The following is a 13,444-nucleotide window of genomic DNA, read 5'->3' on the forward strand; positions in this document are numbered from 1 at the left end:
AATGGCTGATCTAAAACCCTATATCGCGAAAGCTGCATCGGGCGAACCGCTTTCGCTTGAGGATTCCAGGGCTGCCTTCGATATAATGATGTCGGGACAGGCAACTCCGTCGCAGATCGGCGGACTGTTGATGGCATTGCGCGTACGCGGTGAAACTGTACCGGAAATTGCCGGTGCGGTTGCATCCATGCGCTCACGGATGCTGGCAGTCTCAGCTCCTGCCGAATCGATCGATATTGTCGGAACCGGTGGTGACCAGTCGGGTTCCTACAACGTCTCAAGCTGCTCGGCGTTTGTTGTAGCTGGTGCCGGTGTTCCCGTCGCCAAGCACGGCAACCGCGCTCTCTCGTCACGTTCTGGCGCGGCCGATGCGCTAGCTGCGCTAGGCATCAATATCGAAGCTGATGCGAACATTATCAGCCGCAGCATTACCGAAGCCGGCCTCGGCTTTATGTTTGCACCGATGCACCATTCTGCCATGCGCCATGTCGGCCCTTCCCGCGTCGAACTTGGAACACGCACCATCTTCAATCTGCTCGGCCCTCTTTCCAATCCGGCCAGTGTCAAGCATCAGCTTGTTGGAGTATTCGCGCCGCAATGGCTCGTACCGTTGGCCGAAGTTCTCAAGGAGCTAGGCTCCGAAGCAGCCTGGGTTGTGTATGGCGACGGGCTCGACGAAATGACCACCGCGGGCACGACACAAGTTGCCGCCCTCGAGAACGGTCAAATCCGTACGTTTGAAGTCACGCCTGAAGAAGTTGGACTCCGTCGTTGCGATCCGGCAGAACTGAAGGGTGGCGAGGCTTCGCTGAATGCCAAGGCTTTGCTTGGCGTGCTTGAAGGCAGTAAAAATGCCTATCGAGATATCGTCCTGCTCAATTCAGGCGCAGCACTCGTCATTGCAGGCAGAGCGAAGGATCTGAAAGAAGGCATCGCTCTCGCGGCACAATCCATCGACAGCGGCGCAGCACTTGATGTTTTGCAGAAGGTGATTGCCGTTTCCAACGACAAAGCCGCCTGACGGAAAGGATTAAGTCATGTCCACCGACATTCTGCGCAAGATCGAGGCTTACAAGCGCGAAGAAATCGCTGCTGCAAAAGCCGAGCGTACCGTCGCTGATTTGAAGGCACGCGCACAGGATCAGGAAGCGCCGCGTGGTTTTCTCAAAGCGCTGGAGGCAAAACGCGCCGCTGGTGAATTCGCGCTGATTGCTGAAATCAAGAAGGCAAGCCCATCGAAGGGCTTGATCCGTCCTGATTTCGATCCGCCTACACTTGCAAAAGCCTATGAAGCTGGTGGCGCTGCATGTCTTTCAGTGCTGACTGACACACCTTCCTTTCAGGGAGCGCCGGAATTTCTGACGGCAGCTCGCAACGCTTGTAGTCTCCCGGCGCTGCGCAAGGATTTTCTGTTCGATACCTATCAGGTACACGAAGCCCGTAGTTGGGGTGCAGATTGCATTCTGATCATTCTTGCAAGCGTCGATGATGATCTTGCAAAGGCGTTGGAAGAGACCGCGTTCGAGCTTGGCATGGATGCACTCATCGAAGTGCATGACGAAGCCGAGATGGAACGCGCACTGAAGCTTTCGTCGCGTCTGCTCGGCGTCAACAATCGCAATTTGCGTACATTTGAGGTCGATCTGGCCGTTTCGGAACGGCTGTCGAAGATGGCGCCAGCCGATCGCGTTCTGGTCGGTGAAAGCGGCATATTCACACACGAAGATTGCCTGCGTCTGAAAAAGTCTGGAATCGGGACATTCCTCATCGGAGAGAGCCTCATGCGGCAGGCCGATGTTGCAGCGGCTACCCACGAACTGCTGACTGGCAAGGCTTGATCGATGCCATCCAAACTCACCCATATCGACCAGACCGGTGCTGCCAATATGGTGGATGTTGGTGCCAAGGACGAGACTGAACGTCAAGCTACGGCCGAAGGGTCGGTCAGAATGAAGCCGGAAACGCTGGCGCTCATTCTGGAAGGCAACGCCGCTAAGGGTGACGTCATTGGCGCCGCGCGTCTGGCTGGCATCATGGCGGCTAAAAAGACCGCCGATCTGATTCCCCTCTGCCATCCACTGATGCTGACCAAAGTAGCCGTCGAAATCGAGCCGGATCAGACATTGCCCGGTTTGCGCGTTCGTGCGCTGACCAAGCTCAAGGGGCGCACCGGCGTGGAAATGGAAGCCCTCACCGCCGTTTCTGTCGCATGTCTTACGATCTATGACATGGCCAAAGCCGTCGACAAACATATGGAGATCGGCGGTATCCGCGTTACCGAAAAGAGCGGCGGCAAATCAGGTGACTGGAAAGCATAAACCGCTAGACTTTGCTCTGGATCAACTCATCTGGACAGATTCTGTGGTCTAGACGGGTCAACAATTCAGTTCGAGAGGAAACGCCATGTCCCTTCTCCCGGTCGATGAAGCACTGGCCCGCATCCTGAAATCCGCAGAACCGCACGGTAAAGAGCAGGTCGCTTTGTCAGATGCAGGTGGGCGCGTGGTTGCAACACCAGTTTTGGCACATTTTCTGCAGCCGCCGTTCGACGGATCGGCCATGGACGGTTACGCCCTGATCGCGCCGGACAACATCTCCTATCCCGTTGAGTTCGACATCATCGGCGAATCGGCAGCGGGCAATCGCTTCGAAGGCGAATTAGGGATCGGACAGGCGGTTCGCATTTTCACCGGCGCGCCACTGCCCAAAGGTACAGACACAATTGTCATTCAGGAACACACCAAGCGTTCGGGTAACCGGCTCACTGTTCACGAAGGAATAGAGCCGGGACGGCATATACGCCGTGCGGGCCTCGATTTTTCGCCCGGTAACATCGTCATTTCGAGCGGACGTGAGCTGGATGCCGCAGCCCTGTCGCTAGCCGCTGCAAGTGGAAACGCGAAAATCGATGTATTTCAAAAACCCAAGGTGGCAATCATTGCGACCGGTGATGAGCTTGTCACGCCGGGCGTAACACCCGGAAAGGACCAGATTGTTGCATCGAACAGTGTTGGAATCGCCGAAATCATAAGGCGGGCGGGTGGTAGCCCTGAAGACAAGGGAATCATTCCGGACGATCCCGCCAAGATCGAACAGGCAATAGCAGACAGCCTGCAAAGTGGCATCGACATTCTGATTACGATTGGCGGCGCGTCCGTCGGTGACCGGGATTTTGTGCATGGCGCGCTTCAAAAATTGGGGGTCAGTCTCGATTTTTGGAAGATAGCCATGAGGCCGGGCAAACCCCTGATGTACGGACGAATCGGTGTGAATGGCAAAATCGTGCATGTGATAGGCTTGCCCGGTAATCCGGTTTCTAGCCTCGTCTGCAGCCTCGTCTTTCTCCGCCCGCTTGTCGCCAAGCTTGCCGGAACCAGCCTCAATGCCGATATCCGGCCCGCAAAGCTGGGCGCGACCCTACCTGCGAATGACCACCGCCGCGATTATATCCGAGCTACAATCGAATCAACCCCGGATGGAACTCTGATAGCAAAGCCATTTCCAATCCAGGATTCGTCTATGCTTTCGGCTCTCGTCGGCTCGAAAGCACTTCTCATCAGGGATGAGAACGCCCCAGAGGCTGTGGTCGGCGACGATTGCCGTGTCCTCATGCTATAGATTTGACACAACTTTCGACCTCGATAATGCATGAAGAGAAACATATAATCTATTGTAAATTATATATTATTTAAACTCCAAATTACCCTGACTTCCAAATAAAGCTCTGCAAGCATGGCATTCCGTTCGCTCTCGGCTCAAGCGTTAATGATTTTAAAACCATTGCAGAACAAGACTGGAACATATAGTGTTCGTTCTGGTTTTGTTTTTCTCGATTCTTGGCCGGGAGGGTGTCGCGCATGTTAACCCGTAAACAGCACGAGCTTCTGCTGTTCATTCATGAACGTCTGAAAGAAACAGGTATTCCGCCGTCTTTCGATGAAATGAAGGAAGCGCTCGATCTGGCTTCAAAATCGGGTATCCACCGTCTGATTACGGCGTTGGAAGAACGTGGCTTCATCCGCCGCCTGCCGAACAGAGCACGTGCACTTGAGGTTTTGCGCCTGCCGGATTCCATTGCTCCTGGCCTCAATGCGCAAAAGAAATTCGCCCCTAGCGTTATTGAAGGTAGCTTGGGTAAAGCGCCACCGTCTCCCTCACCCGCGCGCCCTGCCCCCGTAGCCACCAATGACGATACGTCTGCGACTGTGTCTGTACCAGTTATGGGGCGAATTGCTGCGGGTGTACCGATCTCCGCAATTCAGAATCAGACTCATTCCCTTAATCTGCCACCGGAAATGATTGGCGCAGGCGAACATTACGCACTTGAGGTCAGGGGCGATTCAATGATCGATGCTGGAATTTTCGACGGGGACACTGTCATCATCAAGCGCGGTGATTCCGCTAACCCCGGTGAGATCGTGGTAGCGCTTGTCGATGACGAAGAAGCAACGTTGAAACGTTTTCGTCGTAAAGGTGCATCCATCGCTCTTGAAGCCGCTAACCCGGCTTACGAGACAAGAATATTCGGACCGGACCGTGTTCGCGTGCAGGGCAAGCTTGTCGGCCTGATCCGCCGCTACTAGAGCGCATCCCGAAAACTATAAAACGGTTTTCGGATAGGATGCGCGTAAAAACAAAGAATTAGAGCATTTCCAGTAAAAGAACGAAGCGGTTTGCGTAGATTAACGCGTGAGCATCGAAATTAAGCGGCTCCCTGATTCCGTTTTAATTGACACTGTTCGAGAATCAATTGCAGCGATTTGCTTCATCATCGGCGTCGGGTGAACAGTTCGCTGCATTTTTGACAGTGCGAGATCTGGATTTGTACTCGCGTTCGGGCAAGCCGCGTGCCGGACGCGAATGGATGCGATGCAAATGCCAGGGACGGCTCGGTGCATCGACTGCAAATGTTATTCGGTTGTCGTGTTGCAGATCAGATATTGGCTGTCCTACGTCCGATTTCGCTGTTTCGGATGAAATTACCGATAAAGCCTGGAAAGCTCGGGTTTGTTCTTGTCCTTCCCCGAGCCTGATTTCCACCGCCCCCTTTAGCGCTAGATCGCGTTTACTGATGCTCAGAATTGTGGAACGACCGCAAGATGCGTCTTTGCCGGGAACCGCGAGAATAACCACATCGCCGATATTGCATGCTATCTCCTGCATCGCGACATCTGCGGTGTAGGCGAGTGTGCGACCATTACGCAAACTGATCGTGCACAATCCATCTTCGCATTCGAACCCATCCCCATCAGTTCGTTTCTTGTTTTTGCCTGATGGTGGCGCGATGAACTCTTCTATCAGATAGGCGGTTTTCCAATTGTCGATCGTGAATTGCGAGGGGCGGCTGCGATTGATTGCGAATCTCCCTTCAGCCAGTCGGACTCCTACCAGTTTGGCGTCCTCCGATATTACAATATCGGGGTAAGGCTCTCTGATGAAAACAATGAGCCCAAGAACGATGAACGGGAGCGCCAGTGCTTTCAGCCTGGTCGATAGAACAACAGCCAAAACGAGCGCAATGGTCCAGAAGACGAGCGTGAGCACGGGCATTGCCCCCGGATTACCATCGGGTGACCACGCCGCAACGAAGGCAGCAATGTGCCTGACAACGAAAATTCCCCAACCCATGATCTGCAAAGGTACCCAGTCCAGTTGTAAGGGCATCAGCACAAGACCGAAGACAGCAAACGGCATCACAAGAAGAGCTATTACGGGCTCAGCGAGAACGTTGCCGAGCAGACCTAACGGTGCTGTATTGTTGAAATGATAAGCAGCAAAAATTCCGCTGGCCAGCCCGGCAATGAGTGAAGTGGCGCCTGCGGCCGTGATCGGTTTCAGTATTTTCCCAGCGAAGCCATAGGTGGCCTTGCCATGTTTTTCCTTCCCAACACGCCTGCTCGTATTGCGCTCGCTCCACCAGGCATAACCGGCAATTAACGCGGCCGTGGCCGAGAAAGACATCTGAAAACTCGGCCCCAATATCTCATGCGGCGAAATAGCAATCATAGCGATGGCTGCAATCGCCAAATTGCGCATGCTGATGGCAGCTCGATCCACCAGCAATGCACCGAGCATGATCGCGACCATTACATAACTTCGTTGCGCGGCGACATCCGCACCTGACATGGCAAGATAGAAGGTACAGCTCATAAGAGAGAGAAGCGCCGCGTACTTCTTGACTGGATGCCGCACGCTGAAAGACGGAAATAGCGCAAAGAGAGACCGCAACGACAGCATGACGACCCCGGCAGCAAGCGCCATATGCAAGCCCGATATCGATAAAATGTGCGCGAGGCCCGCTTTGCGCAGATCTTCATTCGTCTGTTCGCTGATCCCTGCACGTGTGCCCGCAACTAACGCTGAGGCGACACTGCCGTCTTCCCCACCAATCACTTCCTCGATTCGTTCAGAAACCCGAACACGCAAGATGGCAATCCATTGGGAAATTTCAGCAGTCAGGTCGTCTGGTGCAGAAACCGCCGCCACTTTGGGTGTTCCCAGAAAGAAGCCATTAGCGCCAATCCCATTGAAATAGGCGTGAAACGAGAAATCATAATTGCCGGGGCGAACCGGACCCGACGGGATACGCAATCGCACATAACCCGTCAGGCCACCACCAATCACTGTCGACGCCGGAATGTCCCTTGCATTGACCCGGATGCGTTTCGGTGGAAAACGGAGCTTCGGGCGCTCAGTCTGGAGCACATCAAGTGTTATCCGCCAGCTTTCGTTATCCTGATACTCTAGCGCAATAACTCGTCCCGTCACACGTGTCGCTACATCGGAGCCCAGCATCGGCGTTGCACGACGTTCCGTCTCCCATTTACCGACCACAAGACCGGCTATCAAAGCGATGGCCAACGTTATGCCTTGCGTAGCGACATGGTGCCTTCGCGTTGCAATTCGCAAGCCGCCGGCGATCGCAAGCATGGATAGAAGTGGTGTCCACGCAGGTTCAAATGAGAGCGTAAAATAGATGATTGCGCCAACACCGGAGAAAACTGGCAGCAAGAGAAAAAATGCGCCTCGTCCGGCTTCGGTTGCAATTGCTGCCCTGACCTGATCCGTCGCAACGAAGAGAATGGAGAGTAGACGCTCACGCCGGCTGAGTACAGGCGGCTTGACCAATTCCAGATTTGCCGGAGGTTCTGTTTCATCATGGGGCCAGGCCTCTGGCAACAAAGCACGCAACAGACCATCGGGCATGCTTCTGACAAGCGCCCGTTCGTTGGCATTGCTCGCTTCCCTGATGCCTGTCATGCCCCCGCCTGACCGCAAAAGTTAGCCCAAACCGCCGAAATACCCCGAAAGAACGACGGCACATCAGCACGAAAGGGATGTGAAACCCTTGCGCACATTGCTGCCTATGCTACATGAACCGCAGCCGAAATCGAGTGGGTTCGCATCACGAACCCCGATTACCTGCCGGAGTTTCTCCCGCAGGCGTTAGAATTCAAGTTTGCGCCAGTGTCTCGGCATTCGCCGCTACTCTCAAAAGGCGCATGACACAGTGGAGCTATCATGTCGAAACCGGTCGTTACCCGTTTTGCCCCCTCGCCCACGGGGTATTTGCACATCGGTGGTGCGCGCACTGCCTTGTTCAACTGGCTGTATGCCAAGCACAATGGCGGCAAGATGTTGCTGCGCATCGAAGACACCGACCGGGAACGTTCCACAGACGCCGCGACGGCTGCCATTCTCGATGGGCTGACCTGGTTAGGTCTGGATTGGGACGGCGACGCTATCTCACAGTTTGAACGCGCACCTCGCCATCGTGAAGTAGCGGAAGAACTCGTCGCTCTTGGGAAGGCATATTATTGCTATACAACGCCAGAAGAACTGGAAGAAATGCGCGAGAAAGCACGGGCGGAAGGCCGCCCGCCGCGTTATGATGGTCGCTGGCGTGATCGCGATCCGTCTGAAGCGCCTGCAGGCGTGAAGCCCGTCGTCCGGATCAAGGCTCCGCAGGAGGGCGAAACCCTCGTTCGGGATGCTGTGCAGGGCGACGTGCGTTTCCCGAACAAGGATCTCGATGATTTCATCATTCTGCGTTCCGACGGTACGCCGACTTATATGCATGCGGTTGTGGTCGACGATCACGATATGGGAGTGACGCACATCATTCGCGGCGACGATCATCTTACCAACGCCGCGCGACAGACCGTAATCTATGATGCGATGGGGTGGGACGTACCACAAATGTCGCATATCCCCCTCATTCATGGTGCCGATGGCGCAAAACTCTCCAAGCGTCACGGCGCTCTGGGTGTCGATGCCTACCGTGCAATGGGCTATTTGCCTGCGGCCCTGCGCAACTATCTCGTGCGCCTCGGTTGGAGCCACGGTGATGACGAAGTCATGTCGACCGAGCAAATGATCGAATGGTTCGACGTCAAAGATATCAATAAGGGCGCAGCCCGCTTCGACTTTCAAAAGCTTGAGGCAATTAACGGCCTCTATATGCGTGCCAGCGATGATAAAGCGCTTTACGACGCGCTCGTCGCCGTTCTGCCGGAAATCGAAAGTGGTAAGGAAATTGCAGACGCTCTGGACGACAAGCGAAGCGCGCAATTGCTTGCGGCCATGCCTGGCTTGAAGGACCGTGCCAAAACTCTGGTGGAACTGGCTGACGGGTCGAAGTTCATCTTCGCTACTCGGCCGCTCGATCTTGATGAGAAGGCTGCGTCTCTCCTGAACGAAGAAGGCCGCGCTGTGCTCAAATCCGTACTCCCTGATTTAGAAGCAGCAGGCGAGTGGACCGCTGAAGCTCTCGATGCCGTTGTACGGACTCACGCGGAGAAAACTGGGCTGAAACTGGGCAAGATCGCACAACCATTGCGCGCCGCACTGACCGGTCGAGCCACTTCTCCGGGTGTATTCGACGTACTTTTCGTCCTTGGACGCGAAGAGTCTCTGGGGCGTATTCGCGATCAAATCGTTTAAGGTGGGATCATTCACGCTGACGTGACAAAACCCACTTAAATAGTTCAAATTACGCATTGCATCACGAACCGTTTGGGATAGTTTGACGGGCAAAATCGTTAGGATAATGCGTTAAACGCTGATGGTCCCCTCAGGGGCGGGGACCATGCCGAGAGATAAAAGATAAATTATAACAATGATTACGATTCTGCCGTCGTGCGGGCGGCAAAGTGGAAATGAAAGGAAACACGATGTCAGATAAGACAGCCAGCTTTACACTAGAAGGCAAAACATTCGATCTGCCTGTGCGACAAGGCACTGTCGGACCAGACGTCGTTGATATCGGTCCACTCTACAAGAATTCACAGATGTTCACCTACGATCCGGGCTTCACGTCCACGGCATCGTGCGAATCCAAGATCACTTATATCGATGGCGACGAAGGCACCCTACTCTATCGCGGCTACCCGATCGATCAGCTCGCCGAACACGGTGATTTTCTGGAAACCTGCTATCTGCTTCTCTACGGTGAACTGCCGACCGCAACCCAGAAGTCTGACTTCGACTATCGTGTGACGCGCCACACGATGATTCACGAACAGATGACGAAGTTCTTTACGGGCTTCCGTCGTGATGCCCATCCTATGGCAGTGATGGTTGGCTGTGTCGGTGCGATGTCAGCATTCTATCACGACTCCACTGATATTACGGATCCGCATCAACGTATGGTCGCGTCGATTCGTCTGATTGCCAAGGTTCCGACGCTTGCTGCCATGGCGTACAAATACCATATCGGTCAGCCGTTCATGTATCCGAAGAACGACCTCGATTTCGCGTCGAACTTCCTGCATATGTGCTTTGGCGTCCCGTGCGAGGATTACAAGGTCAATCCGGTTCTGGCACGCGCCATGGACCGCATCTTTATCCTTCATGCGGATCATGAGCAGAACGCCTCGACGTCAACCGTGCGTCTCGCCGGTTCTTCTGGTGCCAATCCTTTTGCATGTATCGCGGCTGGCGTTGCCTGCCTCTGGGGCCCAGCTCATGGTGGTGCAAACGAAGCCGCACTTAACATGCTTGCTGAAATCGGTTCTGTTGACAACATTCCTGAATTCATCGCCCGTGCAAAGGACAAGAACGATCCGTTCCGCCTGATGGGCTTCGGTCACCGCGTCTACAAGAACTATGATCCACGTGCAAAGATCATGCAGAAGACCTGCCATGAGGTTCTGGGCGAACTCGGCATCAAGGACGACCCGCTGCTCGACGTTGCAATGGAACTCGAAAAGATCGCCCTGACGGATGAGTATTTCATCGAGAAAAAGCTTTATCCGAACATCGACTTCTATTCGGGCATCACCCTGAAGGCTCTCGGGTTCCCAACTGAAATGTTCACGGTTCTCTTTGCACTCGCCCGCACCGTCGGCTGGGTTGCACAGTGGAAGGAAATGATCGAGGATCCACAGCAAAAGATCGGCCGTCCGCGCCAGCTTTATACAGGCGCTCCCGAACGCGATTACGTGCCGCTCGCAAAGCGCAAATAAGTATCTGACCTACAAGAAAACCCCGGTTGCCTTTGGCAACCGGGGTTTTTTCATGTCTTGTCTGCAGTTGAACATCAGCTCTTGGAATTGCTTGCCAGTTCCAGAATGACCTGCGCTCCGATCTCACCAGACGGGCGCTCGGTTGACATGATCGAAGCGACCGTATCAAAACCGTCCAGTTGCGCTTGACGTGCCGACCCGGGACGCATCAGCCGCTCAAGACTGCGAGCGAGCATTCCCGGACGAACAAACTCGTTAAAATATTCGGGAACGACCGGCTCGTCGGCAATGATATTCGGCAAGGCTGCGCTCCAGATCGTGATCTTAGGCATCAGAAACTTGCGTGCGAACCAGTCCGCCTTATAGGAAAGCACACTAGGAATGCGCGAGAGGGCCAGTTCCAGCGAGACAGTTCCCGAAGCCGCGAGCGCCGCATCGGCGCGGGAAAACGCCTTCCACTTTTCTTCGTCACCCAGCACAATGAGCGGCTTGATAGCCCAGTTCTTAGAAAGATCCCGTACCATTTCCTCAATACGGGGCAGTGTTGGCAGAACAACGTCGAGTTTCTCGACACGCGCCGCAAGTTCGCTAACAGCATGTCCGAACGGCTCCATGAGCATCTGGATTTCAGTCCGACGCGAGCCTGGCAGAACAAGCAACGTTTTCCGGGTTCCAACAGTCCGTTGCGCTTCCAGAGCTTTCTGCGCAGCCCGCGCATGCAATATCGGTTCATAGCTGGAAAGGCGGTGCCCGACATAAGTGGCACTCGGTCCGCTCAACCGTTGCATAACCTCGACTTCAAACGGAAGAATAGTCAACACATGATCGAAATAAGCCTTCATCGCCCTTGCACGCTGCGGACGCCAGGCCCAAACACTCGGCGCTATATACTTCACAATAGGAATTGACGGATTCGCGGCTCTGATCTTTCTGGCAACACGATGTGTAAACTCAGGACTGTCGATCAGGAGTACGCAATCCGGCTTCTCTGCAACAATGCGTCGCGCCGTCTGCCCGATGCGTAACATCAGCCCCGGCAAATTTTTAAGAATTGCGCCCAGTCCCATAAGTGCAATCTCGTGTGGATCAAAAAAGGATTTCATTCCACGAGCTGCGAGGTGATCACCTCCGACCCCTACAATATCGACCAGACGGTCCGTTTGCGTCCGCAACGCATCAATCAGATCCGCGCCAAGAAGGTCACCGGATTCTTCACCGGCCACGATTGCTATTTTCAATGGCCGGCTGGTGGTGCTCACTTCTTGATATCCTTTCTCTCGCGACTGACCGTTTCGATAAAAAGGCCTTTGTCGTTTGCCGCAGCGATGGTCTCGCCGAAGCCTAGAATGAATGTTCTACCCGCCTCAACCGCTATTCCTGACAAACCCGCCTGCGTGGCTTTATCTATTGTCGAGATTCCAATGGTCGGAAGATCCGCCCTCTCGTCCTGTTGCGGTTTCGCCATCTTGACGAGAACGCCGCCCCGCCGAGGTATACGACCGGCTGCACGCAACTCGCGTACACGTTCTATCATCTGATCGGTGCCTTCCGCCCCTTCGAGAGCAACGACACGACCACCAATTGCAATCGCACCCTGCCCGACATCAAGATCACCCAGACGAAGCGCAGATTCCATCGCAAGTTCAAGATTATGACGTTCTCGGGTGTCTGGTACTTTTCGAGTCAAGACTTGAGCCGGTGACGGGGAAAGCAAATCCGGGACGACCTCATGAGCTCCGACAACTTTAAAGCCAAAGGATTCCAGCAGGCCTATGAACGCGCGCAACAGAGCATCGTCGCCCTGCCCCAGTGCGCGCAAAACGTAAGGCACCGCACGTAAAGTGGGCCAGTCAAACTTCAGATCGCTGACATGGGGCCTGCTTGTCACCCCTCCGGCAAGGACAACCCGATCCACACCGGCATCCTTCATGGACCGCACGAGTTTTGCAAACTCAACGATCGAAATTTCCTGATGTTCATACTTATAAAGTGTCGGATCGGCTTCTCCTCGCAACGGCACAAGGAAAGGCGATTTTCCTGCGGCTGCGAGGGCGCTGGCCACGCTGACTGGCAACAGGCCATTGCCAGCGATAATCGCAACGCGTCCCGCATCATCTGCGAGACGCAGTATTTTCTCAATCTTCGTTACTGTCATGCCCGGCCGCACCATGGACCGCATCAAGCGGAGGTGTACAGTAGGCCCGCTTGGTATCGACATTGATGAAATCGATCATGTCAATGACAGCCGGAGAGTCTGGTATCGTAGTCAGAACGTCCTTGGCGCGCTCCCGGATTGGCTTCGTGCGGTCGAACAGCATCCGAACTGCATGGCGGAGATTATGGATCTCCTTGCGTTCCATACCCGAGCGCTTCATACCGACGATATTCAATCCGCCAAGATGAGCATGCACACCAATCGCCATGCCATAAGGGATAAGATCGCTTACAACAGCGGCCATACCGCCAACGAAAGCGTGATGTCCAATGCGCACAAACTGATGTATCGCTGCTCCGCCGCCGAGAATGGCATGATGCCCGATTGTCGTGTGACCACCGATCATCACGTTGTTGGAAAATGTAACGTAATCGCCAGTATCGCAGTCGTGTGCTACGTGCGCATAAGCAAGAAACGAACAGTTGTCGCCGACGGACGTGTAACCCCGCGCGCTGTCTGACCCTTTGTGCATGGTCACGCCTTCGCGGATAAGGCAGTTTACACCAATATTCAGCTTGGTAGGGCCGCCCTTATGCTTATTGTTCTGCGGATCGCACCCCAGAACAGCATGCGGATAAACCTTTCCGCCTGCGCCGAGCGTTGTTGCACCGGTTACCACTACGTGGCTCATCAATTCCGAATTGTCGCCGATGACGGCGCCAGACTGAATGTGACAGAAGGGGCCGACAGACACACCTTGCCCCAGTTCCACACCCTGCTCCACAAGAGCGGTGGGGTGAATGAATGTTTCTTTCATCAATAT

11 protein-coding genes are annotated in these 13,444 nt (G+C 54.5%); 7 read left to right on the forward strand and 4 right to left on the reverse strand.

Annotation, left to right across the window (positions count from 1 at the left end):
* Window position 1 precedes the first annotated feature (1 nt).
* The 5 genes from trpD to lexA all read left to right on the forward strand — a co-directional run bounded on the left by trpD (window position 2) and on the right by lexA (window position 4,583).
* On the forward strand, window positions 2–1,021 hold the full coding sequence (trpD, locus tag FIB18_RS14485; protein WP_140021387.1) for an anthranilate phosphoribosyltransferase: 1,020 nt from the start codon (window positions 2–4) through the stop codon (window positions 1,019–1,021).
* A 16-nt stretch (window positions 1,022–1,037) separates the two neighbouring features.
* The gene (gene trpC, locus FIB18_RS14490) at window positions 1,038–1,838 is read left to right on the forward strand and encodes an indole-3-glycerol phosphate synthase TrpC (RefSeq protein ID WP_140021388.1); all 801 of its coding nucleotides are present in this window, start codon (window positions 1,038–1,040) and stop codon (window positions 1,836–1,838) included.
* A 3-nt stretch (window positions 1,839–1,841) separates the two neighbouring features.
* The gene (gene moaC / locus FIB18_RS14495) at window positions 1,842–2,318 is read left to right on the forward strand and encodes a cyclic pyranopterin monophosphate synthase MoaC (RefSeq protein ID WP_140021389.1); all 477 of its coding nucleotides are present in this window, start codon (window positions 1,842–1,844) and stop codon (window positions 2,316–2,318) included.
* Window positions 2,319–2,403: 85 nt separating this feature from the next.
* Window positions 2,404–3,618, forward strand: coding sequence for a molybdopterin molybdotransferase MoeA (locus FIB18_RS14500; protein WP_140021390.1), 1,215 nt, complete (start codon window positions 2,404–2,406; stop codon window positions 3,616–3,618).
* 239 nt (window positions 3,619–3,857) lie between these two features.
* A complete protein-coding gene (gene lexA, locus FIB18_RS14505; RefSeq protein WP_140021391.1) occupies window positions 3,858–4,583 on the forward strand; it encodes a transcriptional repressor LexA in 726 nt (241 codons plus the stop codon).
* A gap of 163 nt (window positions 4,584–4,746) precedes the next feature.
* On the opposite strand, the gene FIB18_RS14510 is transcribed toward lexA, so the two are convergent.
* Window positions 4,747–7,260, reverse strand: a complete 2,514-nt coding sequence (locus tag FIB18_RS14510) for a ComEC/Rec2 family competence protein (protein WP_140021392.1) — start codon at window positions 7,258–7,260, stop codon at window positions 4,747–4,749.
* Between the two features lie 261 nt (window positions 7,261–7,521).
* On the opposite strand from FIB18_RS14510, the gene gltX reads away from it, so the two are divergent.
* Both gltX and gltA read left to right on the forward strand, forming a co-directional pair.
* The gene (gene gltX / locus FIB18_RS14515; protein ID WP_140021393.1) at window positions 7,522–8,943 is read left to right on the forward strand and encodes a glutamate--tRNA ligase; all 1,422 of its coding nucleotides are present in this window, start codon (window positions 7,522–7,524) and stop codon (window positions 8,941–8,943) included.
* A 230-nt stretch (window positions 8,944–9,173) separates the two neighbouring features.
* On the forward strand, window positions 9,174–10,466 hold the full coding sequence (gene gltA / locus FIB18_RS14520; RefSeq protein ID WP_140021394.1) for a citrate synthase: 1,293 nt from the start codon (window positions 9,174–9,176) through the stop codon (window positions 10,464–10,466).
* A gap of 74 nt (window positions 10,467–10,540) precedes the next feature.
* Here the strand turns inward: gltA and lpxB are convergent, their stop codons facing one another.
* Genes lpxB through lpxA form a run of 3 tightly spaced genes read right to left on the reverse strand, consistent with a single transcriptional unit; the run spans window position 10,541 to window position 13,438 of the window.
* The gene (gene lpxB, locus FIB18_RS14525) at window positions 10,541–11,725 is read right to left on the reverse strand and encodes a lipid-A-disaccharide synthase (RefSeq protein WP_140021395.1); all 1,185 of its coding nucleotides are present in this window, start codon (window positions 11,723–11,725) and stop codon (window positions 10,541–10,543) included.
* A complete protein-coding gene (locus FIB18_RS14530) occupies window positions 11,722–12,621 on the reverse strand; it encodes an LpxI family protein (RefSeq protein WP_140021396.1) in 900 nt (299 codons plus the stop codon). The genes lpxB and FIB18_RS14530 overlap by 4 nt, the downstream gene beginning before the upstream one ends.
* Entirely contained in the window at window positions 12,602–13,438 is an 837-nt protein-coding gene (lpxA, locus tag FIB18_RS14535) for an acyl-ACP--UDP-N-acetylglucosamine O-acyltransferase (RefSeq protein ID WP_140021397.1), read from the reverse strand. The genes FIB18_RS14530 and lpxA overlap by 20 nt, the downstream gene beginning before the upstream one ends.
* Between the last annotated feature and the right edge of the window lie 6 nt (window positions 13,439–13,444).

Origin of the sequence: Brucella pecoris (assembly GCF_006376675.1) — a bacterium.
GTDB lineage: Bacteria > Pseudomonadota > Alphaproteobacteria > Rhizobiales > Rhizobiaceae > Brucella > Brucella pecoris.